We start from the raw sequence: 24,363 nt of genomic DNA on the forward strand, positions 1-24,363 counted from the left end.
GCGTGGCTTGTGGCGGTGGAAGCTCTGCAAACAGATCTTGCGCCGATCTTAACCCTCGGGAACAGACCGCGGTTTCTATCCCCTCAGCTAACCGGGCTATCAGCCGACCTTACCCTTCAAGCGAGTCCGGCCTCGGCAAACGTGACCATTTCGGCATGTAGTGTGCTAAAGCGTTCTGGATAACAGGCACAGCCATCATGGCCCCGCTCCCCTTGCGCATCTTGTGCAAAGCAACAGCCTAATTCGCGTCGGGTCTTGGATCGCGAATGTCGGCGATAGCATCGTGCTCCGAAAGCGCCCCAAGCACAGCATCCGGACGACGATCCAGTACGTTGAGTAAAACACGGGCCGGGCCGTGCGGTTGACGGTCGCCTCGCTCCCAGTGTCGTAGCGTGCCAAGACTGATGCCGAATGAGGCGGCGAACTGACGCTGGGTCATGCCGGTCTTGGCGCGCACGGCCTTTACGTCTGCGGCGGCCATTTCATGGACGACTACTTGGCTTGGTTCGCTGGCTTGATGCGCGATCGCTTGCTCGAGGCCGGCCTTGATGCTTTCAAACGCGTCACTCATGTTCAAACTCCTGCTGCCTTGGTGAGCAGTGCGACAAGCTGGGCAAGTGTATTGCGTTCAGCTTGAGAGATATTGGCTTTCTCGTTTTTTCCGAAAACCGTAGCAGGTAAAGCGGTATGCGCTCATCGTGGACGTAGTAGATGACACGAACGCCGCCACTTTTTCCGGCGCCATCGCGCGCCCATCGCAATTTTCGTATACCACCCGTGCCTCGCATGATATCGCCCGCCTGAGGGTGTTCAGCTAGATACGCGATCAGTGCTCGGTAGTCGGCATCGCCGACGAGCTTGCGAATTTTCCGCGCGAACTCCGGCGTTTCGGCCACGGTCTGCATATGACCAGGGTAATCCAAAGGATTACTTTTTGCCACCCGGGAATAAGTTAAGGCTCTCGACACTCTCGCGTGACCGAACGTATTGATCCGCCCTGACCACTTTCGAATCAAGCAAACCCGGCCTCGGCGAACGTGGCCATTTCGGCATGTAGTGCTAAAGCGTTCTGGATAACAGGCACGGCCATCATGGCGCCGCTGCCCTCGCCCAGGCGCATGTCTAGATCGAGCAGGGGGTGGGCGTTCAGGTCGGCGAGCACTTGGGCGTGCCCAGCCTCGGCGGAGCGGTGGCCGTAGACGAGCCAGTCGGCGACACCTGGGTTGATACGTACGGCGGCCAGGGCGGCGACGCTTGCGATGAAGCCGTCGACTACGACGGGCACGCTGCGTTGGGCGGCGGCAATATAGGCGCCGGTGAGTGCGGCAATCTCCAGGCCGCCGAGGCAGCGCAGAATTGTTTGTGTGCCGTTGGCCTGGTCTTGGCCGGCCCAGGCGGGGGCGTGACGGGTGAGGCCGCGCTCGACGGCGGTTTGTTTGGCGGAGAGGCCGGTATCATTTACGCCGGTGCCGCGGCCGACGACGGTGGCGGCCTCGCGGCCCGCGAGTGCGGCATAGACGGCCGCGGCACTGGTGGTGTTGGCGATGCCCATCTCACCGCCGACGAACAGGGATAGGTTCGGCGCGACATGGTGTGCCCCAGCGGCCAGGGCTTTGGCCAGCGTGGCTTGTGACATGGCCGGTGCCTCGGTGAAGTCTGCCGTGCCCGCGGCCAGATCGTGATTGATGACGCCGGGCACGTGCGCGGTGGCGCTGACGGTGCCGAGATTGACGACGGTCATGTTGGCACCGGCGCGCCGGGCCAGTACGGCGACGGCGGCCCCGCCGGCGGCGAAGTTGGCGACCATTTGAGCGGTGACGCTTTGCGGAAACGCCGATACGCCCTGGGCGGCCACGCCGTGGTCGGCGGCGAAGACGGCCAGGCCGATGCGATCGATCGCGGGCACGCTGCGGCCCTGCCAGCCAGCGAAGTCGACGGCGACCTGCTCCAGCCGGCCGAGTGAACCCGGCGGTTTGGTGAGTTGGGCCTGGCGGGCCTCGGCGGCCGCGCGGGCGTTGGTATCCACTTGGGCGACCGGCACATGCAGCCAGGCCAGGTCGGGCGTTTGGGTGAACTGTGTCATCGCTGGCTCGGTTTCAGGTTCAGGGGCAGGCCGGCCACGACGAGATCGACCCGCGCGCAGCGCGTGGCCAGGGCTTGATGCAGGCGGCCGGCCTCGTCGGCGAAGCTTCGCGACAGTTCGCCCAGCGGCACGATGCCGGAGCCGACCTCGTTGGAGACCATGAGCACGCGGGCCTGGCAGGCCGGGAGCGCCGCCAGCAGCGCGTCGCGCTCGCTGGCCCAGCAGTCGGCGGCCAGGGCGTTGGACAGCCACAGGGTGAGGCAGTCGACCAGGATCACCGTGCCCGGCTTGTTTTCCGCTTCTAATACCTGCGCCAGGCCGAGTGGGGCCTCCACCGTGTGCCAGCGCGCATCGCGATCGGCGCGGTGACGAGCGATACGCGCGGCCATGGCCGCGTCGTGGGCCTGACCGGTAGCGATATAGACATGCCGGCGCGCGTTGTCATCGGCCAGCCCGCAGCGTTCGGCGTAGCCGCTCTTGCCGCTGCGGGTGCCGCCCAGAATCAGATGATGATCAGCCATGCAGCACCACCGGGCGGCCGGTATCGGGGTGGGTAATGACGCGCGTGCGTGCGGCGAATACATCAGCCATCACGGCCTCGGTGACGACCTCGGCCGGCGTGCCGCTGGCGACTACCTGCCCGGCGCGCAGGGCGATGAGCCGATCGGCGTAGGCGGCGGCCAGGCTGACGTCGTGCATGACGAAGACCACGGCCACGCCGTCGGCGGCCAGCCGGGCCAGCGTGGCCATCACTTGGCTCTGGTGGCCAATATCCAGCGCGGCCACCGGCTCGTCCAGCAAGAGCAGGCGCGTGCCGGCGTCTTCGGCCCGCCAGATCTGGGCCAGCACGCGGGCAAGCTGTACCCGTTGACGCTCGCCGCCCGACAGGCGTGTATAGGCCCGGGCCAAGAGATGCGTGATATCCATCGCGGCCGCAGCCTCGGCGATGATGGCCGTATCGACCGCGCGGCCGGTGGCGTGCGGGCTGCGGGCCAGGGCCACGACCTGGCGCGCGGTGAAAGGAAAAGCCAACGATTGTTGCTGGGCCAGACAGGCCACCCGGCGCGCGCGCTCGATACGGCCCAGATCGGCCAGCCGCCGGTCGGCGAACCGCACGTCGCCGCGGGCGGCAACGTCGCCGGTGATCGCGCCCAGCAGCGTGGACTTGCCCGCGCCGTTGGCCCCGATTACGCCCAGGCGCTGGCCGGCGGCCACGGCCAGATCCACGCCGTGCAGGCGATCCGGCACGTAAAGATCCCGTACGGCCAGGCTCATAGCGCGTAGTCGCGCGAGCCGCGCAGTAGCAGTATGAAAAACGGTGCGCCGACGAGTGCCGTGAGCAGGCCCACGGGCAGCTCGGCCGGGGCGACCAGCAGCCGGGCGGCAACGTCTGCGCCCAACAACAACACTGCCCCGGCCAGAGCCGCGCCGGGCAACACAAGCCGATGATCCGGGCCGATGACCAGCCGCACGATATGCGGCACCACCAGCCCCACAAAGACGATGGCCCCGGCCAGCGCCACCGAGACCCCCACGCCGAGGGCGACCAGCCCGATCAGCGCGGTCTTGATCGTATCCACGGCAAACCCGAGATGCCGGGCCTCGGACTCACCCAGCAACAGCGCGTTCAGCGCCGGGGCAAGCAGGATCAGCCCGGCGACTACCGGCACGGCCACACCGGCCAGCAGACCCGCGCGGGCCCAGGTCGCCCCGTCGAGCCCGCCCATCTGCCACAGGCTGATCCGGCGCAGCATTTCGTTGCTGGCTGAAAACTCGAGCAATGAGGTGGCCGAGCCGGCGAGCGCGCCGATGGCGATACCGGCCAATAGCATGGTCGTGACCGAGGTGCGCGCGCCCCGCGTGGCCAGGGCATAGACCAGCAACACGGCGAGCACCGCGCCGATGAAGGCGCCGATGGAGACGATCGTGAGCCCCAGCGCGCCGGCCAATGCGCCGCCGAACACGATGGCCAGACTGGCCCCCAGTGAGGCCCCGGCCGTCACACCGATCAACGATGGATCAGCCAGCGGGTTACGAAACAGGCCCTGCATGGCCGCGCCACTGATCGCCAGTATCGCGCCGACCAGCGCGGCGAGCACCGCGCGCGGCAGGCGAATGGCCGTAATGATCAGGGCATTCTGATCAGCGGCGGCGGCCCCCGGACATAGCGCGGCCCATACCTCGCCCGGGGCGATGGGCACCGGGCCCAGCGCCAGTTCGGCGATGAAGACCGCGCACAAGGCGATCGCGAGCACGCCGAACAACGCCGCGGGCTTCACGGCAACGCCTCGATATCCATCGCGGCCTCGATGGCATCGGCCAGACGGTCCAGGCTGGCCTCGCGCCGGGTGTTCTGATCCACCGCGCCGCCATCGGCGTGCCCCGCCCAGGCCAGAATCGCGTCACAGCCGGTCGCGGTATCGAACAGACCGTGTAGATAGGTGCCGGCGAGCTGGCCGTCGGCGGAGAGCGCGCCGTCCGGGCCGTCTTCCAGTTCCACGAACGGCCGACCGCAATCCGCGCCCGTGGTGACGCCGCAATGGATACGATAGCCGGTTACCGCCGCACCACTGGCCAAGCGCCCGGCCCTGTTCTGCAAGCGCTTGTTGGCATCCAGGCGCGTGGCCAGATCGAACAGGCCGAAGCCGGCCGTGGTGCCGGGCACGTCCTCGATGCCGTCGGGGTCGGCGATTTCCCGGCCCAGCATCTGATAACCACCACAGATGCCCAGCACCTTGCCGCCGTAGCGCAGATGGCGCTTGAGCCGCGCCTCCCAACCGGCGGCCTTGAGCCAGTCGCAGTCCGCGCGGGTATTCTTGGAGCCGGCCAGCACGATCAGATCCGCTGGGCCGGGCGTCTGGCCGGGGCCGATGAATTGCAGATCCACGCCGGGATGCGCGCGCAGCGCATCGAAATCGGTGTGGTTGCTGATTCGCGGGGTGACCGGGACCTGAACGACGAGCGCGTCCGCCCCGGCCTGCTGGCCGGTCTCCAACGCGTCCTCGGCGTCCAGATGCAGCCCGGTTAAATACGGCAGCACACCCAGTACTGGCTTGCCGGTGCGCGCCTCCAGCCAGTCCAGTCCCGGCTGCAACAACGCGATATCGCCCCGAAACCGATTGATCACAAAACCGGCCACGCGGGCGGCCTCGCTGTCGGCCAGCAGTTCGAGCGTGCCAACCAGATGCGCGAACACCCCACCCTTGTCGATATCGGCGACCAGAATCACCGGGCAATCCACCGCCTCGGCAAAGCCCATATTAGCGATATCGCCCTCGCGCAGGTTGATCTCTGCCGGGCTGCCCGCCCCCTCGACCAGCACCCGGGCATATTGCGCGGACAGGCGGCCGTGCGAGGCCAGTACGGCCGTCATCGCTTCGCGCTTGTAGTGGTGATAATCGGCCGCATTCATCGCTGCAATCGCATGGCCGTGGACGATGACTTGAGCGCCGATATCGCTGGAGGGTTTCAACAGCACCGGGTTGAGATCGGTCGTGGCTGGCACCCCAGCCGCCTGGGCCTGCAAATACTGCGAGCGCCCGATCTCCCCGCCGTCCACGGTCACCGCGCTGTTAAGCGCCATGTTCTGAGGCTTGAAGGGTGCGACCGCCACGCCCCGGCGTGCCCACGCCCGACACAGCCCCGCCACCAGCGTCGACTTGCCGGCGTCCGATGTCGTGCCCTGGATCATGAGCGTTCTGCCTGGCATTGGGCTTCGTTCTCTTTTTAGTCCGCAAATGACGCTAATGAAAGCAAATGGAAAGAAGACAATCCGCAGATGTACGCCGATTAACGCAGATTAAAGACAAGATGAAAGCAAATTAAAAATCACTCGCGTGAGCGTTCTGGCTGGCATTCGGCTTCGTTCTCTTTTGTTTATCCGCAAATAGACGCTAATGAAAGCGAATGTATTGACGTGGTTTTACGCAGGCCTTGGTGGTTGGGTGGACTTTCTCGTTTCGGGCTTTGTTCCCTGATGAGTGTCCGCAAATGAACGCGAATAAACGCGAATGAATACAGACAGGTTTATCCGCAGATAGACGCAGATGTAACGCAGATGACTTTCGTGGGGCCAGAAACCGCCATGTCATCGCTGCTCGCATGATTAACCGCATGTCCGGGCAAGCGATTTTCCATTGCTTTCATCCCGTCTTAATCGGCGTTAATCGGCGTATATCTGCGGATTGTCTTTCTTTTCATTCGCGCTTATTCGCGTCCATTTGCGGACCGTTAAAAAAAAACCAGCCCGCAAACCAGAACGAAGCTAGGGGGCCTAGTAATCCACCCCGGCACGCGCTTTGATGCCGGCTTTGAAGGCGTGTTTGACGTTGTCGACTTCGGAGACGGTATCGGCCGCTTCGCGCAGGGCGGAGCCGCCGCCGCGGCCGGTGACGATGACGGATTGTTCGTAGGGCCGGTTGGCGATAGCGGACAGCACGCGGTCGTCGTCGAGGTATTTATAGCCGAGCATGTAGGTCAGCTCGTCGATGACGACAAGGTCATAGGACGGGTCGGCCAGCATCGGCTCGACCTGGGCCCAGGTGCGCTCGGCGGCTTCGATATCGCCCGAGCGATCCTGGGTGTTCCACGTGAATCCCGTGCCCATCTGGTAAAAAGTGACCTGCGGGCAGTGGTCGCGGATATAGATCTCTTCGCCGGAGAGCTGCACGCCCTTGATGAACTGCACCACGCCGACTTTCTGGCCGTGGCCGAGTGCGCGCATGACCATGCCGAAGGCCGAGGAGGATTTGCCCTTGCCCTTGCCGGTGATGAACACGAACACGCCGCGCTCGGTGTCGGCCGCGGCGATGGCCGAGTCGACCTTTTCTTTCTGTTTCTGCATGGCTGCCTTGTGGCGCGCATCGCTTTTGGTTTGATCGGTCATGAAGTCCTCGAAAATCAGAGTTCGCCCGGCGCATAGCGCAGGGTCAGCGTGGCCGTGCGGCCGGGCTGGTTATAGAAGGCCACGGTCTTGTAGTCGCGATCCAGCAGGTTGTCGATCTTGGCCTGGACTTGCCAGTCATCGGCCAGATCCATCGAGCCGCGCAGGCCGAACAGGGCATAGCCGCCAAGCTCGTTGGTGTTGGCCAGATCGTTATAGCGGCGGCCCATCACGCGCGCCGTGGCCCCGGCGGCAAAACGGGTGAACAGATCCCGGTCCACGGCCAGCGAGGCCGCGTACTGCGGCCGGCGCGCCAGATCATTGCCGGCGTTGGCATCCTGGGATTCGTTCTTGGCCTCGAGCCAGTGAGCGGCGGAATGGACCCGCCAGCGCCCGAGATAGGCCGTGGTCTCGCCCTCGATGCCCCTAATCCGCACGCTGTCGACGTTCTGCGGCGTGAAGTTGGCATCCAGCACGATCTCATCGTCGATACGGGTTTCATAGACGTGCACCGACCAGCGCCCCCAGTCACGCGCGGCCTTCAGGCCCAGCTCGGCGGTACGCGATTCTTCCGGGTCGAGATCGGGGTTGGAGGCCGGCGGAAAGCCCGGTGTGTCGGGATAGTAGAGATCGTTGAAGGTAGGCGCGTTGAAGGCGTTGCCGTATGAGGCCGTGACGGTATGTGCCGCATCGATATCGTAGCCATAAGTGGCCGAGCCGGTGACGTTGGACCCGTAGGCCTGGTTCTCGTCGCCGCGGGCGGCCAGCTGGAGAGCGTGGCGCCCGTAGCGGCCCTGGTACTGGCCGAACACGCCGGTGTTGGCGCGCTTGTTCTCCTTGAAATCGACCGAGCTTGTGACCTCGTCCTGGCGATGATCCACGCCGATGATGGCAGTCTGATTGTCGGCCAGCCGGAAATCATTCTGGAAGCTGACCGTATCGCGCTCGGTATCGAAACGGCTGGCGAACACGTCGCCCAGATGATTGGTCGATAGATCCCGGCTGCGTGCCAGTGCCAGCGAGGCCGTCCAGAAATCGGTGAGCGGCGCGTCCAGATCCAGGCCGTAGACTTCCTGGATAGAATCCGACTGGTCGGTGGTGGTGCCGTCGTACTCGTTGTCGCCGTCGGCGCGTAGATAATGCCCGGACAATTGCCAGCCGTTATCGAAGCGATAACCGGCCCGCGCCGAGCCGGCGTAGCGGTTATAGCCGTCGTCATCCGGCTGGTCGGCAAAACACCCGGCCCCGCCGCCCGGCGCGCCAAACGGCCGGCCGGTGCAGGCATCAAAGCCGTCGCTGGTCAGCCCGGAGAGGCTGACGTTGTAATGGCTGCGCTGGGTTGCGCCCTGCACGCCGAGATTGCCTTCGTAGGTCTTGTAGGTGCCGGCCGAAACCGAGCCATAGGGCCGTGCGCCGGCGCCCGCGCCCTGGCCGTCGCGGGTGAAGATCTGGATCACCCCGCCCACGGCATCGGCCCCGTAGAGCGACGAGCGCGGGCCACGCACGATCTCGATGCGCTCGATCTGGGAGACCGGGAAATCAGCCAGTGCGGCCAGCCCGGTCGAGGCCGCGCCGTAGCGCACGCCGTCGACCAGCACCAGTACCTGATTGCTGTCGGTGCCGCGCAGGTTGATCGAGGTCTGTTTGCCCAGGCCGCCGTTGTTGGTCTGGGTGATGCTGGGGATATCGACCAACAGATCGGCCAAGGAATTGGCCTGGCGGCGCACGATATCGGCCCGGGTGATCACCGAGGTGGCGGCCAGGGTCTCGCGGGTGCGCTGCGGGCTGCGGGTGGCGGTGACCACCACATCGTTTAAATCTTCGGCGGGTGCTGCGACCGGGGGCGCCGCCCAGGCGCTGCTGGCCCCGAGTGCTGCGGCCAGGCCGGCGGTGAGTCGTATTGTCATGTCGTGTTGTCTGGCTGGCGGGCACGCCCATCCGCGGCCCGTGATCCGACCCGTTGCCGGGCACCTTGTCGCGGCCGGTATCCGGACTGGCAGACCGAGCGCCGGGCTTGAGGCCCGGACTCGGCTATCGGCCTTCCCAATGCGGCTTGGCATCAGTGGCGAATCGATAGTCAGGCTCACCGTGGGGCGAGGCTGTCTGCTTACCGTTGCGGAGGCAGTGTCGGCCTTGTCGAGTTCTCGACGCACCGACTTCCCGTTTAACCGCCCGTACAACGAGCGGCACCTGCGACGAGCGCATCGTAGGCGCGTGCCGGGTGTGGCGCAACGCTCGAGAAATGCCGTGCACGGCTGGAACACGCGGCCACGGGCATCGGCGTGATTTTCGCCTATCCGGATAAGCGGATATAATCCGACGCTGTGATTTGTGATTGCGCAACGAGTCGTCGTATGGAAAAGACACTTGAGATGATCGAAGACGTGCTGGCCGACAAGATTCTGGTCATCGACGGCGCCATGGGCACGATGATCCAGAACCACGGCCCCTCGGAAGCCGAATACCGCGGTGCGCGCTTTGCCGATTGGGAATCGGACCTGCAGGGCAACAACGATCTGCTCACGCTGACCGCACCGGATCTGATCCGCGGCATCCACCGCGAATACGCCGAGGCCGGCGCCCAGATCATCACGACCAATACGTTCTCCTCGACCACGATCGCCCAGGCCGACTACCACATGGAGGAGCTGGCCGACGAGTTGAACCTCGAAGCGGCCAAGCTCGCGCGCGAGGTCGCCGAGGAGTTCGAGACCGACGAGAACCCGATGTTCGTGGCGGGCGTGATCGGGCCGACCAACCGCACGGCCTCGATCTCGCCGGACGTGAACGACCCGGGCAAGCGCAACACGAGTTTCGACGAGCTGGCCGAGGCTTATGGTGCTGCCGCACGGGCCCTGCTCGAAGGCGGCGTCGATATCATCCTGATGGAAACCATCTTCGACACCTTGAACGCCAAGGCCGCGATCTATGCCGTACGCCGGCTCATGCGCGAGCGCGGGGTGACGATTCCGTTGATGATCTCGGGCACGATCACCGATGCCTCGGGCCGCACGCTGTCGGGCCAGACCACCGAAGCCTTCTATAACTCGGTGGCCCATGCCCGCCCGCTGACCATGGGCCTGAACTGTGCGCTGGGCCCGGATGCGTTGCGCCAGTACGTGGCCGAGATGTCACGTATAACGCCCTGCTATGTGCATGCCTATCCCAACGCCGGCCTGCCCAACGAGTTCGGCGAGTACGATCTACAGCCCGACGAAATGGCCGAGCATATCGGCGAATGGGCCGACTCGGGCCTGCTCAACATGGCCGGCGGCTGCTGTGGCTCCACCCCAGCGCATATCGGCGCGATCGCCAAGGCCGTGGCCGGCAAGACGCCACGCCAGCGCCCGGACATCAAACGGGTCATGCGCCTGTCCGGGCTGGAGCCGTTCGCAGCGGCCGGGGCCGACGAGACCGACGAGGACGTCGCGTAAAACAAGACAATCCGCCGATAGACGCCGATGGCCGTAGATAAAGACAAAAAGACGGATCACGATCCACAGACGTATGCGGTGATCGGCGCGGCCATGGAGGTTCACCGGGTCTTGGGCAGTGGATTTTTGGAAGCGGTGTATCAGGAAGCCTTGGCGGCCGAGTTCGAGGTTCGAGACGTATCGTTTCAGCGCGAGGCGTCGTTATTCGTGGCCTACAAGGGCCGCCGCTTGAACTGCCCTTATCGTGCGGATTTTGTTTGTTTTGACGATATTATCGTCGAAACCAAGGCACTCGATCGACTGACGACGAACGAGCAGGCACAGGTACTGAATTATCTGAAGGCCACGGGTTACGAACGCGCACTGTTGATCAATTTCGGGCAGACGCGCTTGGAATATCGACGACTCGTACGCTCACGTCCATGACATTCTTCATCCGCTTTAATCTGCGGCCATCTGCGTTCATCTGCGGATAAATATCTTATGACCTCAGCAGCGAACTTCATCAACATCGGCGAACGGACCAACGTCACCGGGTCCAAGCGCTTCATGCGTCTGATCAAGGAAGAGCAGTACGACACGGCGCTCGATGTGGCCCGGGCACAGGTGGAAAACGGGGCCCAGGTGATCGATATCAACATGGACGAGGGGATGCTGGATTCGGAGGCCGCGATGCGGAAGTTCCTGAATCTCATCGCCGGCGAGCCGGATATCGCCCGTGTGCCGATCATGGTGGATTCCTCCAAATGGGAGGTCATCGAGGCCGGCCTGCAGTGCATCCAGGGCAAGGGGATGGTCAATTCCATCTCGCTCAAGGAAGGCGAAGACGCGTTTCTGGACAAGGCCCAGGCGTGCCTGGACTACGGCGCGGCCGTGGTGGTCATGGCCTTTGACGAAGAGGGCCAGGCCGATAACGAGGACGAGCGGGTACGCATTGCCCAGCGGGCCTATGACCTGCTGCGCGAGAAACTCGATTTTCCGCCCGAAGACATCATCTTCGATCTGAATATCTTCGCCATCGCCACCGGCATCGAGGAACACAACAACTACGGCGTGGATTTCATCGAGGCCACGCGTCGCGTGCGCCAGGCCATGCCGCATGTCCACGTTTCGGGCGGGCTGTCGAACGTCTCGTTTTCCTTCCGTGGCAACGAGCGGGTACGCCAGGCCATGCACTCGGTGTTTCTCTATCACGCCATTCCGGCCGGCCTGGACATGGCCATCGTCAACGCCGGTCAGCTGGAGGTCTACGACGATATTCCGGCCGAGCTGCGCGATGCCTGCGAGGACGTGGTCCTCAACCGTCGCGATGACGCCACCGAGCGCCTGCTCGAGCTGGCCGAGCAGTACAAGGGCGGCGGCAAGAAAGCCGAATCCAAGGAGGATCTGGCCTGGCGTGAATGGGAAGTCACCGACCGCCTGGAGCATGCCCTGGTCAAGGGCATCGACACCTATGCCGTCGACGACACCGAAGAAGCCCGCCAGAAGGCCGACAAGCCACTGGAGGTGATCGAAGGCCCGCTCATGGACGGCATGAACGTCGTGGGTGATCTGTTCGGGGCCGGCAAGATGTTCCTGCCGCAGGTGGTGAAATCCGCCCGCGTGATGAAGAAAGCCGTGGGCCATCTCATCCCTTATATCGAGGAAGAGAAGAAGAAATCCGGCGACGCCTCCAAGAACAACGGCACCATCATCATGGCCACCGTGAAGGGCGACGTACACGATATCGGTAAGAACATCGTCTCGGTGGTCTTGCAGTGCAACAACTTCGAGGTCATCGATCTCGGCGTGATGCAGCCCATGAACGATATTCTCGACGCCGCCGAGAAACACAACGCGGACGTCATCGGCCTGTCCGGGCTGATCACGCCCAGCCTCGATGAGATGGTCAACGTGGCCGCGGAAATGCAGCGCCGCAAGATGACCACCCCGCTTTTGATCGGCGGGGCCACCACGTCGCGTGCCCATACCGCGGTCAAGATCGACCCGGCCTATGACGGGGCCGTGATGTGGGTCAAGGACGCCTCAAGATCGGTGCCCGTGGCCTCGAAGATGGTGAGCAAGGAAGCCCGCGAAAAGCTCGTCGAAGAGCTGCGCGAGGACTACGACAAGATGCGCGAGCGTCATGCCGCCAAGCGCCAGACCAAGTTCCTGACGTTAGAAGACGCCCGCGCCAATCGGGTGCAGCTGGACTGGGCCGACTACACCCCGCCGGCGCCCAAGCTGCCGGCCGAGACGGCCTATGCCAAGCGCCAGCCCTTGCCGCATGCCGACCAGGACGCCGGCGACGACGCGGTATCCGGGCTGTATGTGCTCGATGATTTCCCGATCAGTGAACTGATCGAGACCATCGACTGGACGCCGTTCTTCATGTCCTGGGAGATGAAGGGGCGTTATCCCGATATCCTGAACGATCCGCACAAGGGCAAGGAAGCCCGCAAGCTCTTTGATGATGCCCAGGCGATGCTTAAACAGATCGTCGATGAGCACTGGCTGACGGCGCGCGGCGTGGTGGGCATCTGCCCGGCGCGCACGGCCGACAACCTCGACGATATCGAGGTGCTCTCGGATGATCGCTCCGAGGTCGTGTCGGTGATCCATCAGCTGCGCCAGCAGGCCGAGCACCGCGAAGGCGTGCCCAACCGGTGCCTGTCCGATTTCGTGGCCCCGGCGGATTCGGGCCGCGACGACTGGATCGGCTGTTTCGCCGTGACCACGGGCCTGGGCGCGCCCGAGTTGGTGGAACAGTTCAAGCAGGCCAACGACGACTACAACGCCATCATGGTCGAGGCCCTGGCCGACCGGCTGGCCGAGTCGTTCGCCGAGTGGCTGCACAAGCACGTGCGCACCGAGATCTGGGGCCACGTGCCCGACGAGGGCTTGTCCAACGATGAGCTGATCGCCGAGAAATATCAGGGCATCCGCCCGGCCCCCGGTTATCCCGCCTGCCCGGAACACACCGGCAAGGACACGCTCTGGGACATGGCCAACGTCGAGGCCAATACCGGTATCCAGCTGACCGAATCGCGGGCCATGTGGCCGGGGGCCGCCGTGTCGGGCTGGTATTTCAGCCACCCGGAATCGCGTTATTTCGTGGTCGGCCGCGTGGCCAAGGACCAGGTGCGCGACTACGCCGAGCGCAAGGGCTGGGACGTGGAGACAGCCGAGAAATGGGTCGGCCCGAACCTGGGCTACGAGCCCGAGGCCTGACCCAGGCCGGCGCGCCGGCCTGCCTCCAGACACACGCCTTGTCACATATAATTCATATGGTGTGTGTCTGGACGGTTGTTTCATGAAAGCGTGTTTCTGGTGTCGTCGGCCGATGCGGTCAGCATGAGCATGCCGACCCAGACCGGCCTGTCCGCGGCACCGATTCGCTCGACGGCCGAGGCCGGCATTGTGATTGTGCTCACCGCGGCCCTGCTCGGCCTGGCCACGCTGGGGCTGGCGCTGGCCGGCGTCGCCGGGCCGGTCAGCGCGCTGGTCGCCCCGCTGGGCTTTGCCGTGCTGGCCGCCGGGGTGATGATCGCTCTACCGGCCCACCCCCATCCGCGTTTCGGCCTGGCCAACACGCTGACCACGATACGCGCCGGCCTGGCGGCATTGCTGGGTACGCTGATCGTGGAAGCCGATATCGTGGCCCAGTCGTCGGCACTGGCCTGGCTGGCCACCGGTGTCGCCGGGCTGGCCCTGGCACTGGACGCCCTGGACGGGCCGATCGCCCGCCGCGCCGGCCAGACCTCCCGCTTTGGCGCCCGCTTCGACATGGAGATCGATGCCCTGTTGATCGCGCTGCTGGCCGGGCTGTTGGTGGCCATCGACAAGCTCGGCACATGGGCATTGGCGCTGGGTGTGATGCGTTATGGCTTTGCGCTCGTGCGGCTGGCCTGGCCACGGCTGGCCGCCACGGATCTGGCCCCCAGCCAACGTCGACGTATCGTGTGTGGCGTGCAGGGCATCGTGCTCGTGGCCTGTCTGGCGCCGGTCGTGCCCCGCCCGTGGGCGGCCGGGCTGGCCGGCGCCGCACTCCTGGCGCTGACCGGTTCGTTCACCGCAGACCTGATCCGCCTGTGGCGTCAGGGGGCCAGCCGTGGCAAGTCTTACTCGGCGCAGCTCGGGCTCTGGCGGTCACTCGTGGTCTATTACGGCCAGCCGTGGCGCACCATTGCGCTGCGCCGGTTTCATGATCGCTTGATCCGCCCCGGCGACCGGGTCTTTGATATCGGTGCGCATGTGGGCCATCGCAGCCGGGCGATGGCACGCGCCGGCGCCCGGGTGATCGCGGTGGAGCCACAGCCGCTGTTCGCCGATTTCTTATCGCGTCGCGTGGTGGATGACCACATCACGCTGGAACGTGTGGCCGTGGGGGCGACATGCACGACGGTCACGCTACAGATATCGGCTCGTCACCCCACCGTGTCCACGGCCAGTCGTGCCTGGGTGAATACCGTGGGCCAGAGCCCGGGCTTTCGGCATGTGCGCTGGGCCTCGCAGGTCGATGTGGCACAGACCACGCTGGCCGCGCTGATCGCGCGCCACGGTGTCCCGGCGTTCTGCAAGATCGATGTCGAGGGCCTGGAGGCCGATATTCTGGCCGGCCTGGACCAGGCCCTGGCGCTTGTGGCCTTCGAATGCCTGCCCGCGGCCCGCGAGATCGGCCTGGCCTGTATCGACCGGCTCGAGGCGCTGGCCGATGATTACCGCTATAACTGGGTGATTGGCGAGCAGCATCGCTGGGCGCGCCGTGACTGGCTTGGCGCCACCGACATGCAGAGGGTGATTCGGGCGTTGCCGGCCGCGGGCTGCGGCATTGATATCTACGCCCGGCGCGATGCCCCATGAGGCGTGCGCGGTCGCAGCCACCACACCAGCGCCCCCGGCGCGGCGCCGACCAGGCTGATGAGCCCGTAGACCAGGCTGGCCGCCACGCCGTCGGCGGCACTGGCCCCGGCCAGCGGCCAGAGGGCGGCGGCGGCGGCCTCGCGCAGGCCCCAGCCGGCGATCGAGACCGGCAACAACATGGTCAAGAGCGTGATCGGGATCAGCGTGACGATGGCCAGGCCCGACAGCGGCGCGCCGATGGCCTGCGAGGCCAGGGCGAACGCTGCCAGATACGCCGCCACGATGACCCCGGAATAAGCCAGCTGAACCACCGCGACACGCCGGGTGAACCAGGCTTTTTGCATGGCCTGCCCGGCTCTATGCAGGCGCGCCGCGCCGGCCGGCACCCGCATCAGTACCGCCACCAGGCCAAACCCGGCGACGAACACCAGCGCCACGGCCGCCCAGCTGGCCCAGGCCGCCGGCACGACCGGCTGGCCGAGCAGGAACGAGACGCTCAGCCCCATGAAGGCGATCACGAACAACATGATCTGGCCGGCCAGGCGTTCCAGCACAATGGCCGCCACCCCGGTCTGCCAGGCCGTCGAGCCACGCGCGGCCACCCCGCGCCCGGCACGGATGATATCCCCGGCGACACCGCCCGGCAGAATCTGGTTGAGCAACGAGGCCAGATAGTATTCCCGCACGGCGTGGCTGCGCGAAAACCGCTCGCCCAGACAGGCCGCGGTGAACTGCCAGCGCAGCGCCGAGGCCACGATCTGGCACTGCACGAGCCCCAGGCCCACCAGTACCCACGGCCAGCGGATATCTGCCATCAGGCGCCCGAGATGGCCCGTATCAATCACCGCCCACAGCCCGCCGAGCAAGGCCAACGTGATGGCGATCCGGGTGAGCGGGTGGCGAAATATGGTGATGCCCATGGTCATGCGCTTTGTCATTGCAACCGCCCGAGGCCTACGCCATGAATCATCCGAGCGTTCGTTGTGTGCTGGCCGCGCTGATTCTCGGCGTGATCGCGATCCTGCCCGAGGCCGGCCGCGGCTGGACGCCGGTGATCGCGATCTCTGCGCCGGCGATCGTGGCGGGCCTGTCGGTGGTGCCGGGTCGTCTGTTTCAACTCGCCCGCCTTGTGGTGATGGTGGTGGTGGCGCTGTTCGCGCTGCTCAGGATCGCAGACTACGGGGCGGGGCGGGCCTACGGGCGGGCCTTTGATCCGCTGGTGGACATGGGGCTGTTGCCGGCCGCGTGGCAGCTGGCGCGGGGCACGCTGGGCCTGATGCCGGCCGCGCTCATCCTGCTCGGCCTGCTGGCCGGGCTCGTTGCACTGCTTGGCCTGTTGTTCTGGGCGCTGGGCGGGGCGCGTCACCTGGGCACCCGGCCGCGGCGGCTGTGGCTTGCGGCCACGCTCGTGCTGGCCGGCGCGCTGGGGCTGGCCCGAACGACCGGGCTTGGCCTGCCGATCGGCGCGCCGGCGCTTGAGCGTGTCGCCGCGCATATCAGCCAGGCGCGACAAACCCATGCACGGCTACAGGCCTTCGATGCCCAGCTGGCCCGCGATCCGTTGGCGGATCTTGGCCCCGAGACGCGGTTCTCGGCGTTGGCCGGCCAGGATGTGATGGTCTGGTTCGTCGAATCCTATGGCCGCGCCACGCTTTATGATGCGCGTTACGGGCCCACGGTTAAAAAACGCCTGGCCGCGGTGGGCGCAGCCCTGGCCGAAGGGCAGATGGCCGCGCGCTCGGGTTGGCTGGTCTCGCCCACGTATGGCGGCATGAGCTGGCTGGCCCACGGCGCCCTGCTCTCGGGGCTATGGACGGATAACCAGAAACGCTACGACGCGATGATTGATAGTGATCGCGCCTCGCTCAACCGGCTGTTCCGCCAGGCCGGCTGGACCACGATCGCGGCGGTGCCGGCCATCATGCAGGACTGGCCCGAGGCGGCTTATTTCGGCTTTGACACGATCTATGACGCCCACGGGCTGGGCTATCGCGGCCGGCGCTTCAACTGGGTGACCATGCCCGATCAGTTCACGCTGAACCGCGTGCGCCAGATCGTGGGCCGCCTGGAACAGCCGGCGATGGTCGAGGTGTCGTTGATCTCCAGCCATGCCCCCTGGACGCCGATTCCGCATCCGGTGGCCTGGGACGCCATCGACGACGGCCATATCTTTGATGCCCAGGCGCTGGCCGGTGACTCGCCCCAGGCGGTCTGGTCAGACAGAACCCGCGTACGCGCGCAGTATCTCAAGAGCATCGACTATGTCTGGGCCACCCTGGGCGACTACATGACGCGCTACGGCGATGACACGATCTTCGTGATCGTCGGCGATCATCAGCCGGCCCCGGTGATTACCGGCTCTCGTGATGATTATCGCGTGCCGATCACGATCGTCACCGACAGGCCGGCCCTGCTCGAGCGCCTTGATGCACGCTATTGGCAGCCCGGGCTGGTGCCGGCCGATGACCTGCCGGCCCGCGGGATGGATACGTTTCGTGAAACCTTCACCCGGGCGATGAGCGATTAATTGCCCGACGTATCCCCGGGCTCGGCCGGACGCGTTTGTGTTGATACCGTGCCGTCGGCGTTCTTGTCCACCGAGATGATCTCGCGCTGGGCCTTCACATCACGATGCCCGAAGGGCATGAAGAACAGGCCCGCACGCTCGCCGCCCACAACGACTGTTACCGCCAGTGCCATGACGGGCACCAGAAGCGCCAGCACCAGCTGGCGGCCACTATAGGTCTGTGCGCCGGTCGCCCAGCTGACCAGTTGATAGACCACATAGACCAACGAGCCCAGGGCGGCCGCAGCCGCCACGACCCAGAACAACAGGCCCGATACACCGGCAAACGCCAGCAGGCAGAACATGAACGTGGCCATCAGGCCGAATACGCCGGCGGCCTCACAGGCGAAATCGAATACGCGGGTCGGTCGTTGCATCGAGATCAGTCTTTGAGCTGTTTGAGCAGATCCGCCACAGAGTCATGGATGGCCGCCGGGCGAAACGGGTATTGCGCCAGATCATCCTTGCCCGAGATGCCGGAAAGCACCAACACGCTGTGCAGCCCGGCCTCGATACCGGCCACGATATCGGTGTCCATGCGATCGCCGATCATGCCGGTACGCTCGGAGTGGGCACCCAGCTTGTTCATGGCCGAACGAAACATCATGGGATTGGGCTTGCCCACGTAATACGGCTCGCGCTTGGTGGCCGCGGTGATCAAGGCTGCCACGGCCCCGGTGGCCGGCAGCGCACCTTCGGCCGAGGGGCCGGTGACATCGGGGTTGGTGGCGATGAAGCGCGCGCCGTCGTTGATCAGCCGAATGGCCCGAGTGATGGCCTCGAAGGAGTAGGTGCGGGTCTCGCCCAGCACGACGAAATCCGGGCGGGCATCGCTCATCACGAAGCCGGCCTCATGCATGGCCGTGGTCAGCCCGGTTTCGCCGATGACGAACGCCGAGCCCTCGGGCGACTGATCGGCCAGAAAAGCGGCGGTGGCCAGGGCCGATGTCCAGATCTGTTCCTCGGCCACCTCGAGCCCGCCGCGAGACAGCTTGGCCGCCAGATCGCGCGGGGTATACATCGAGTTGTTGGTCAACACCAGAAACGGCGTGTCGTTGTCGCGCCAATGGCCGATGAGATCCGCCGCGCCCGGCAATGCCTCGTCTTCATGGACCAGCACGCCGTCCATGTCGGTCAACCAGCACTCGATGGCGCGCGAGCGTTCGTTCTTGTTCGCCGATTCGTCGTCCTTGGATGATTGGGACGATTTCTTTTTCTGGCTCATGGCGCTCTTTGGACACGATGTACGATCGTTGATGATACGCGCTGTGACCCGCGGATAGAAAAACACCGACGCCGGCCGGGTTGCCGCCCACTCGTGCCGGGCGTGGGCAGGTTATAGACTGCTCCCATGCAACAAGAACGCGACAAACTCGTCATCGGCATCTCGTCTCGGGCGCTGTTCGATCTGGAAGACAGCCACCGGGTCTTCGAGACCCAGGGGCGCGAGGCGTATTGCCAGTACCAGATCGACCACGAGGAGGACGTGCTCGAGCCGGGCGTCGCCTTCGGGCTGGTCAAGAAGCTTTTGGCCCTCAATGACGAAACCCACGAGCGGGTCGAGGTGATTCTGCTGTCGCGCAACAGCGCCGACACCGGCCTGCGGGTGTTCAACTCGATCAGCCACCACGGGCTGCCGATCACCCGCGCGGCCTTCACCAGCGGGGATTCGCCCTGGCGCTATGTCGCGGCCTTTGGCACCGATCTTTTTCTTTCGGCCGATGCCGATGACGTGCGCGCGGCACTGGCCGCGGGCTGCGCGGCAGCGACCATCGTGCCCGGCCATTCCCTGCCGGCGGCCGAGGCCTGTTTGAAGATCGCCTTCGACGGCGATGCGGTGATCTTTTCCGACGAGGCCGAGCGTATCTTCAAACAGCACGGCCTGGCGGCCTTCGCGGCTGCCGAAACCAAGGACGCCAGCCGCCCGCTGCCCGGCGGGCCGTTCAAGGGGTTTCTCGAGGCGCTGACCCGGATTCAGGGGGAATACGACCCGGCCACCTGCCCGATCCGTACCGCGCTTGTCACCTCACGCAGCGCCCCGGCGCATGAGCGGGTCATCCGCACCCTGCGGGCCTGGCATATCCGGATCGACGAGGCGCTGTTTCTGGGCGGCATGACCAAGGCGCGGTTTCTGCGTGCCTTTGGCGCCGATATCTTTTTCGACGACCAGGCCACGCACGTCGGCTCGGCGGCCGAAATGGTCGCGGCCGGGCACGTGCCCCACGGCATCGCCAACGAGCCGGTCGATCAGGCGGATGTGTCTGACGTGTGAGCGTTTGGCCCCAGCCGGCGGCTGTCGTCGTTGGGATCAAGACGGCGGTTGGTGATGTAGTCACGAAAATCACGGTTGAGATCCGCGAGGATCGTGTCGTTCACGTGCACCATCATCAGCCGGCGCGTGTTCAGCAGCGTGGGGTAGTCGATCACGAGAATACACTGGGCGAACTGCCAGGCGCTGTCATCGACCAGGTCGCTCGTCAGGGCCCAGAGCCCGGCGGTCTGGGCCGGCAGTTCGACGAAATCGCGCTCGATGAGACCGGCTTTCTGATGCCGATTGGTCAATATATTGCGGCGCCGGGCGATCACGTCATTACGACGGCGCGGGTGAATCACGTCGCCCGTATCGCCGATATAGGTCATGCTGACGTGGGTATCGTCCTCGGTGATCAAGCGCACATCACGAATGGTCACGCGTACATCGGTACCGTTGGCACAGATGACGTGGACGCGGTCTTCTTCGGGGTCGGTACGCTCGGGGCGGATCAGACGCTTGAGCTTGTGTTCGAGCGTCATGTTGCGCAGCACGAAAAAGCCGTAGACCACGCCGGACCACAGCACGAACGACAAAACCGTCGAGACAATGGCCTGAAGCATTGAAAGAAGCGTTGAAATCACGATGCAAACGGACAATATCGAAATAGTTCAACGCATGATCGCCGATAACCTGATAAGACTGCCATGAATCTTCTAACCAGCGCCCTGGTGGTGCTTGCAACTATCGCGGTCATCGCCTGGCTGGTGATCCGCCCCGAGCGCCTCACACGCCAAGGCACGCTCGTGCCGCGCCAGCGTCGTATGGTGGTGCGACACCTGCCCTGGTGGGACAAGCTCGACGGGCGGCGGCGTCAGCGGCTGCTCGACCAGGTCGTGCGGCTGGAGCATGACGTGACGCTGGTGCCCGGCGATGGCTTCACGCCCAGCGAGAGTCAGCGTCTGGCCGTGCTGGCGCATATCGCGATCGCCAGCCTGGCGCCGGATATCGACCCGCACTGGTTGCCGGATGAGGTCATGCTGTACGCCGGTCCGGTCGAGGATCAGGATGCCGCGCTGCCCAGCGATATGATCGAGGATTTCGGCGAGCTGGCGATCGGCGAAACCTGGGCGGCCCAACGCCTGGCGGTGTCGTGGCACAATATCGAAGCCGCGGCCGGCGGCAGCGCGGACAACCCGCTGGTCCGGCGATTGGCGATATGGCGCATGCGACAGATCGTGGCCCATCATGATCGCCACGCCAGCTGGATTGCGGCCTACGAGGCTGCGTTCGACCGCTGGGTGCGCGATCCACGCCCGACCTCTCGCCGGCTGTTACGCCAGATCGATGACAGCGCCGACCTGCCCCATTTCGTCGGCGCTGCGGCAGAGGCGTTTTTTCAACGCGGCCCGGAACTGGCCCGTGCCCTGCCCGGCCTCTACGATCTGATGGCCACCGGTTTTGATTTCGATACCGCGCCTCGTGCTCCGGCCGGACATCGCAGCCCGCGGGCCAGCGCCTAGACGCGGCTGATCGTCATCGGCTGGCTGCCCGGCAGGGATTCCACGAAACGCCAGCCGGCGAGCCTGGACGGCGTATAGGCTCCGCCGGCAGGGGCTTGTTCAAGCAGGCGCTGGGCCAGAGCCAGGCTGGCATCCCGCGTCACCGTGTAGCCATTGGCCACCTTGATACGGGCCGTGCACGTGCCCCCGTTGGCATCGGTGGCCTCGCCCCAGACATGGGTCGGGCGTTTTTCGCGGGTCGATTGATCCGGGCCCTGCACCTGACCCGCTCGTTTTTTCAAAAAATTCTGTACCGGGCCAAACCCGAGCACCGGGCGAATCAGGTTCAACCGCTGAACCTGGGTGATCCGTTTGGGCGACATCGGCATGAAAACCGAGATATTCGGAATGCCGGTGGAGTGATAGGCCGTGGCCACGTCGCCCCAGGGAATCGTCATGGCGGCTTTTTCACCGTCGCCGAAATCGATTCGGCGCGTCTGGGCGGCCAGCTTCACGGTTTCGATTCGTCCGTCACGACGTATCTTGCCACCGCCGGCCAGGCCTTCGACGGTGGTCTTGGCCGTGCCCGGCGACAACCCCGAGCGGGTATCGAACCCGAGTGCGAGGTGTTGTGCCTCGGGCATTTCTTCCACCAGGCGCGCCGCGACACAATCGGTGGGCACCACATCGAAGCCCGCGCCCGAGCAGAGTACGACACCGGCAGCAACCGCTGCCTCATGCTGGGCGAACAAATGCTCGAAGACCTCGATCTCGCCGGTGATATCCAGATAATGCGTCTGGCTGGCCAGACACGCTGCGATCATGGGCGGTGCCGTGGCCGAAAACGGCCCGGCACAGTGGATCACGACGTCAATATCGGCCAGTTGCCCGCTGATCGCGTCCTTATCCAGATCAAACACCCGCGCCTCAACGCTCAATTCCTGGGCCAGCGCGCCGGTCTTCTGCTCGTTGCGCCCGGCCAGGACCGGCGCCATGCCACGGGCAACCGCTTCACGCGCGATCAGCTCGCCGGTGTAGCCGTAGGCGCCGTAGATCATCAGTCGATCATGCGTTGGGGCCTGACTCATGCTTTGTCCTTGCGTTCGACGAACGAGCGGGTGGCTTTACGAACAGCCTGAAAGAACATCTCGGGCTGTAGGCGCTTCAGGCGATACTGCCAGCGAGACTCGCGATGGGATATGACGAGAAACCGCTCCGCGGCGGCAGCCTCGAAAATATCGTCGGCGACCGTGTCCGCGGTCACGCTCGAGCGCGACATGAGTTTCTGTACCATGTCTTTCTGCTGCGGTTCCGCGCCGCGGAAATTATCCATGAGATTAGTGGCGAAGAAAGCCGGACAGGCAACTGTCACCCCGACACCGAAGCGATACTCCTCGCCGCGTACGGTCTCCGACAGCGACAGCACCCCCGCCTTGGCCACGTTGTAGCTGGCCATGCCCGGCGCACTCGCAATCGCGGCGAACGATGCGATATTGATCAAGTGCCCGCGGGACTCGCGTAGTAGCGGTATAGCGGCCCGTGTGCCGCGAATCACGCCCATCAGGTTGATATCCAGCAGCCACTGCCAGTCTTCAAGGCTGGTTTCGGCCGCCGTGCCCGCACTTGCGACACCGGCATTGTTCACGAAGACATCAATACCGCCCCACTCGGTCTGCAGACGCGACATGAGCTGGTCGAAGTCGGCTTCACGCCGCGTATCCAGTGTTTGAACGAGGGCCGTGCCGCCAGCCTGCTCGATCTCTTCGGCCACGCTTTGTGCCCGCGTGGTCTGTAGATCCGTGACGGCGACGTGCCAGCCTGCGCGTACATAACGCAGGGCAATCGCCCGGCCGAGGCCACTACCGGCGCCCGTGATTGCGATACGTTTAACGCTTTGATCGGGCGATTTATCTTGACTCATCATCTGAAATGGCGTGTTGTCAGATAATCAGCATACGACAATACCCACCCCGGGTCGCAAGCGCGACACACACAGCATAGGAGCTGGCCCATGAAACTCTACGAATTCGAACGTGCGCCCAACCCGCGGCGTGTTCGATTCTTCATCGCGGAAAAAGGCATCGATCTCGCCAGCATTGAGCGTATTCAGATCGATATCGGCGGCGGAGAAAATCGCGCGGCCGAATTTCGTCAGATGAATCCGATGGGCACGGTGCCAGTACTCGAACTCGACGACGGCACGGCGCTGTCGGAGACGATGGCGATCTGTCGCTATTTCGAGGGTAACCACCCGGAGCCCGCGCTTCTCGGGCAGTCGGTAATCGAACAAGCCACGATCGAGATGTGGAACCGGCGCATGGAGTTCAATTTGTTATTGCCAGTCGCCATGGCTTTTCGACATACGACAGGCCATTTTTCTGATCGAGAAAACGTCTTTCCTGACTACGGCAGCGACTGCGGCCAGAGCGCCCAGCGCATGTTCGATTTCCTCAATGACCACCTGGCCGACAACGACTACATTGCCGGTCGTCAATTCTCAGTGGCGGATATTACCGCTGTGGTGTCGATCGATTTTGCGCGTGTCATCAAGATGCGGCTGGATCCGGACAAACATGCCCGTTTGATCGATTGGCATGAACGAATCTCGGCTCGCCCGGCGGCCTCTGTTTGATTAGATATTCGCATGGCGTGTGGGAGACGCCCGGCGCATGACACAGGAATCGTCCTGTTGCCAAGAGCCCTGCATCTGCAGACGCCGTGCATAAAAAAACCCCAGCCGGATGGGCTGGGGTTTTTCGATTAGAGCCTGGCGGTGACCTACTCTCACATGGGGAGACCCCAC

The 24,363-nt window shown here is 64.6% G+C and carries 20 protein-coding genes, 3 pseudogenes and 1 riboswitch; of the genes and pseudogenes, 8 read left to right on the top strand and 15 right to left on the bottom strand.

Features of this window, described 5'->3' with window-relative positions:
• Positions 1 to 238: 238 nt before the first annotated feature.
• The 9 genes and pseudogenes from SAJA_RS04345 to SAJA_RS04385 all read right to left on the bottom strand — a co-directional run bounded on the left by SAJA_RS04345 (position 239) and on the right by SAJA_RS04385 (position 8,872).
• Entirely contained in the window at positions 239 to 571 is a 333-nt protein-coding gene (locus SAJA_RS04345) for a helix-turn-helix domain-containing protein (protein ID WP_123657441.1), read from the bottom strand.
• A gap of 2 nt (positions 572 to 573) precedes the next feature.
• Positions 574 to 905, bottom strand: a pseudogene (locus tag SAJA_RS04350) (type II toxin-antitoxin system RelE/ParE family toxin).
• Between the two features lie 107 nt (positions 906 to 1,012).
• Positions 1,013 to 2,083, bottom strand: a complete 1,071-nt coding sequence (cobT, locus tag SAJA_RS04355; RefSeq protein ID WP_123657442.1) for a nicotinate-nucleotide--dimethylbenzimidazole phosphoribosyltransferase — start codon at positions 2,081 to 2,083, stop codon at positions 1,013 to 1,015.
• Positions 2,080 to 2,604 carry a bifunctional adenosylcobinamide kinase/adenosylcobinamide-phosphate guanylyltransferase gene (cobU, locus tag SAJA_RS04360; protein WP_123657443.1) on the bottom strand — a complete coding sequence of 175 codons (525 nt, stop codon included), beginning with the start codon at positions 2,602 to 2,604 and terminating at the stop codon, positions 2,080 to 2,082. Before cobU ends, cobT begins: the two co-directional genes overlap by 4 nt.
• The gene (locus SAJA_RS04365; protein ID WP_123657444.1) at positions 2,597 to 3,358 is read right to left on the bottom strand and encodes a heme ABC transporter ATP-binding protein; all 762 of its coding nucleotides are present in this window, start codon (positions 3,356 to 3,358) and stop codon (positions 2,597 to 2,599) included. The genes cobU and SAJA_RS04365 overlap by 8 nt, the downstream gene beginning before the upstream one ends.
• Positions 3,355 to 4,362 (bottom strand): FecCD family ABC transporter permease, encoded by a 1,008-nt coding sequence (locus SAJA_RS04370; RefSeq protein WP_123657445.1) that lies wholly within the window; start codon positions 4,360 to 4,362, stop codon positions 3,355 to 3,357. The genes SAJA_RS04365 and SAJA_RS04370 overlap by 4 nt, the downstream gene beginning before the upstream one ends.
• Positions 4,359 to 5,792, bottom strand: a complete 1,434-nt coding sequence (locus tag SAJA_RS04375) for a cobyric acid synthase (protein ID WP_123657446.1) — start codon at positions 5,790 to 5,792, stop codon at positions 4,359 to 4,361. Before SAJA_RS04375 ends, SAJA_RS04370 begins: the two co-directional genes overlap by 4 nt.
• A gap of 564 nt (positions 5,793 to 6,356) precedes the next feature.
• Positions 6,357 to 6,968, bottom strand: a complete 612-nt coding sequence (gene cobO, locus SAJA_RS04380; protein ID WP_123657447.1) for a cob(I)yrinic acid a,c-diamide adenosyltransferase — start codon at positions 6,966 to 6,968, stop codon at positions 6,357 to 6,359.
• 14 nt (positions 6,969 to 6,982) lie between these two features.
• The gene (locus tag SAJA_RS04385) at positions 6,983 to 8,872 is read right to left on the bottom strand and encodes a TonB-dependent receptor domain-containing protein (RefSeq protein ID WP_123657448.1); all 1,890 of its coding nucleotides are present in this window, start codon (positions 8,870 to 8,872) and stop codon (positions 6,983 to 6,985) included.
• A 55-nt stretch (positions 8,873 to 8,927) separates the two neighbouring features.
• Positions 8,928 to 9,175: riboswitch (cobalamin riboswitch) on the bottom strand.
• Between the two features lie 144 nt (positions 9,176 to 9,319).
• Between SAJA_RS04385 and SAJA_RS04390 the strand changes: the two are divergent.
• From SAJA_RS04390 to SAJA_RS04405, 4 genes and pseudogenes are all read left to right on the top strand, one after another.
• A pseudogene (locus tag SAJA_RS04390) lies at positions 9,320 to 10,354 on the top strand (homocysteine S-methyltransferase family protein); the annotation flags it as partial.
• A gap of 72 nt (positions 10,355 to 10,426) precedes the next feature.
• Entirely contained in the window at positions 10,427 to 10,825 is a 399-nt protein-coding gene (locus SAJA_RS04395) for a GxxExxY protein (RefSeq protein WP_123657449.1), read from the top strand.
• Positions 10,826 to 10,861: 36 nt separating this feature from the next.
• Positions 10,862 to 13,609: pseudogene (metH, locus tag SAJA_RS04400) on the top strand (methionine synthase); the annotation flags it as partial.
• 123 nt (positions 13,610 to 13,732) lie between these two features.
• The gene (locus tag SAJA_RS04405) at positions 13,733 to 15,241 is read left to right on the top strand and encodes an FkbM family methyltransferase (protein WP_123657451.1); all 1,509 of its coding nucleotides are present in this window, start codon (positions 13,733 to 13,735) and stop codon (positions 15,239 to 15,241) included.
• Here the strand turns inward: SAJA_RS04405 and SAJA_RS04410 are convergent.
• Positions 15,217 to 16,179 carry a lysylphosphatidylglycerol synthase transmembrane domain-containing protein gene (locus SAJA_RS04410; RefSeq protein WP_123657452.1) on the bottom strand — a complete coding sequence of 321 codons (963 nt, stop codon included), beginning with the start codon at positions 16,177 to 16,179 and terminating at the stop codon, positions 15,217 to 15,219. The two genes, SAJA_RS04405 and SAJA_RS04410, sit on opposite strands and share 25 nt — an antisense overlap.
• A 23-nt stretch (positions 16,180 to 16,202) precedes the next feature.
• Here SAJA_RS04410 and SAJA_RS04415 point away from each other — a divergent pair, with 23 nt between their 5' ends.
• A complete protein-coding gene (locus tag SAJA_RS04415) occupies positions 16,203 to 17,768 on the top strand; it encodes a sulfatase-like hydrolase/transferase (protein WP_123657453.1) in 1,566 nt (521 codons plus the stop codon).
• Here SAJA_RS04415 and SAJA_RS04420 read toward each other — a convergent pair.
• Positions 17,765 to 18,184 carry a hypothetical protein gene (locus SAJA_RS04420; protein ID WP_123657454.1) on the bottom strand — a complete coding sequence of 140 codons (420 nt, stop codon included), beginning with the start codon at positions 18,182 to 18,184 and terminating at the stop codon, positions 17,765 to 17,767. The genes SAJA_RS04415 and SAJA_RS04420 overlap by 4 nt on opposite strands.
• 5 nt (positions 18,185 to 18,189) lie before the next feature.
• Entirely contained in the window at positions 18,190 to 18,936 is a 747-nt protein-coding gene (locus SAJA_RS04425; protein WP_342777535.1) for an HAD-IIA family hydrolase, read from the bottom strand.
• A 222-nt stretch (positions 18,937 to 19,158) separates the two neighbouring features.
• Here SAJA_RS04425 and SAJA_RS04430 point away from each other — a divergent pair, with 222 nt between their 5' ends.
• Positions 19,159 to 20,079: a 5'-nucleotidase gene (locus SAJA_RS04430; protein ID WP_123657456.1), complete on the top strand. Its 921-nt coding sequence runs from the start codon at positions 19,159 to 19,161 to the stop codon at positions 20,077 to 20,079.
• Here the strand turns inward: SAJA_RS04430 and SAJA_RS04435 are convergent.
• The gene (locus SAJA_RS04435) at positions 20,055 to 20,681 is read right to left on the bottom strand and encodes a hypothetical protein (RefSeq protein ID WP_123657457.1); all 627 of its coding nucleotides are present in this window, start codon (positions 20,679 to 20,681) and stop codon (positions 20,055 to 20,057) included. The two genes, SAJA_RS04430 and SAJA_RS04435, sit on opposite strands and share 25 nt — an antisense overlap.
• 84 nt (positions 20,682 to 20,765) lie before the next feature.
• Here SAJA_RS04435 and SAJA_RS04440 point away from each other — a divergent pair, with 84 nt between their 5' ends.
• On the top strand, positions 20,766 to 21,581 hold the full coding sequence (locus SAJA_RS04440) for a zinc-dependent peptidase (RefSeq protein ID WP_123657458.1): 816 nt from the start codon (positions 20,766 to 20,768) through the stop codon (positions 21,579 to 21,581).
• Here the strand turns inward: SAJA_RS04440 and SAJA_RS04445 are convergent.
• Both SAJA_RS04445 and SAJA_RS04450 read right to left on the bottom strand, forming a co-directional pair.
• The gene (locus tag SAJA_RS04445; protein ID WP_123657459.1) at positions 21,578 to 22,648 is read right to left on the bottom strand and encodes a saccharopine dehydrogenase family protein; all 1,071 of its coding nucleotides are present in this window, start codon (positions 22,646 to 22,648) and stop codon (positions 21,578 to 21,580) included. The two genes, SAJA_RS04440 and SAJA_RS04445, sit on opposite strands and share 4 nt — an antisense overlap.
• Positions 22,645 to 23,481, bottom strand: coding sequence for an SDR family oxidoreductase (locus tag SAJA_RS04450; protein WP_123657460.1), 837 nt, complete (start codon positions 23,479 to 23,481; stop codon positions 22,645 to 22,647). The genes SAJA_RS04445 and SAJA_RS04450 overlap by 4 nt, the downstream gene beginning before the upstream one ends.
• Positions 23,482 to 23,571: 90 nt before the next feature.
• Between SAJA_RS04450 and SAJA_RS04455 the strand changes: the two genes are divergently transcribed.
• The gene (locus SAJA_RS04455; protein WP_123657461.1) at positions 23,572 to 24,192 is read left to right on the top strand and encodes a glutathione S-transferase family protein; all 621 of its coding nucleotides are present in this window, start codon (positions 23,572 to 23,574) and stop codon (positions 24,190 to 24,192) included.
• Positions 24,193 to 24,363 lie beyond the last annotated feature (171 nt).

Source organism: Salinisphaera japonica YTM-1, from assembly GCF_003788585.1.
Taxonomy (GTDB): Bacteria; Pseudomonadota; Gammaproteobacteria; order Nevskiales; family Salinisphaeraceae; genus Salinisphaera; species Salinisphaera japonica.

Bases quoted from the DNA above. Each gene is read 5' to 3' on its own strand.
- SAJA_RS04435 (WP_123657457.1), bottom strand. From the start codon at position 20,681: ATGCTTCAGGCCATTGTCTCGACGGTTTTGTCGTTCGTGCTGTGGTCC.
- SAJA_RS04445 (WP_123657459.1), bottom strand. From the start codon at position 22,648: ATGAGTCAGGCCCCAACGCATGATCGACTGATGATCTACGGCGCCTAC.
- SAJA_RS04395 (WP_123657449.1), top strand. From the start codon at position 10,427: ATGGCCGTAGATAAAGACAAAAAGACGGATCACGATCCACAGACGTAT.
- SAJA_RS04410 (WP_123657452.1), bottom strand. From the start codon at position 16,179: ATGACAAAGCGCATGACCATGGGCATCACCATATTTCGCCACCCGCTC.
- cobT (WP_123657442.1), bottom strand. From the start codon at position 2,083: ATGACACAGTTCACCCAAACGCCCGACCTGGCCTGGCTGCATGTGCCG.
- SAJA_RS04375 (WP_123657446.1), bottom strand. From the start codon at position 5,792: ATGCCAGGCAGAACGCTCATGATCCAGGGCACGACATCGGACGCCGGC.
- SAJA_RS04420 (WP_123657454.1), bottom strand. From the start codon at position 18,184: ATGCAACGACCGACCCGCGTATTCGATTTCGCCTGTGAGGCCGCCGGC.
- SAJA_RS04430 (WP_123657456.1), top strand. From the start codon at position 19,159: ATGCAACAAGAACGCGACAAACTCGTCATCGGCATCTCGTCTCGGGCG.
- cobO (WP_123657447.1), bottom strand. From the start codon at position 6,968: ATGACCGATCAAACCAAAAGCGATGCGCGCCACAAGGCAGCCATGCAG.
- SAJA_RS04365 (WP_123657444.1), bottom strand. From the start codon at position 3,358: ATGAGCCTGGCCGTACGGGATCTTTACGTGCCGGATCGCCTGCACGGC.
- SAJA_RS04345 (WP_123657441.1), bottom strand. From the start codon at position 571: ATGAGTGACGCGTTTGAAAGCATCAAGGCCGGCCTCGAGCAAGCGATC.
- SAJA_RS04405 (WP_123657451.1), top strand. From the start codon at position 13,733: ATGAGCATGCCGACCCAGACCGGCCTGTCCGCGGCACCGATTCGCTCG.
- SAJA_RS04415 (WP_123657453.1), top strand. From the start codon at position 16,203: ATGAATCATCCGAGCGTTCGTTGTGTGCTGGCCGCGCTGATTCTCGGC.
- SAJA_RS04385 (WP_123657448.1), bottom strand. From the start codon at position 8,872: ATGACAATACGACTCACCGCCGGCCTGGCCGCAGCACTCGGGGCCAGC.
- SAJA_RS04455 (WP_123657461.1), top strand. From the start codon at position 23,572: ATGAAACTCTACGAATTCGAACGTGCGCCCAACCCGCGGCGTGTTCGA.
- SAJA_RS04425 (WP_342777535.1), bottom strand. From the start codon at position 18,936: ATGGACGGCGTGCTGGTCCATGAAGACGAGGCATTGCCGGGCGCGGCG.
- SAJA_RS04450 (WP_123657460.1), bottom strand. From the start codon at position 23,481: ATGAGTCAAGATAAATCGCCCGATCAAAGCGTTAAACGTATCGCAATC.
- SAJA_RS04440 (WP_123657458.1), top strand. From the start codon at position 20,766: ATGAATCTTCTAACCAGCGCCCTGGTGGTGCTTGCAACTATCGCGGTC.
- cobU (WP_123657443.1), bottom strand. From the start codon at position 2,604: ATGGCTGATCATCATCTGATTCTGGGCGGCACCCGCAGCGGCAAGAGC.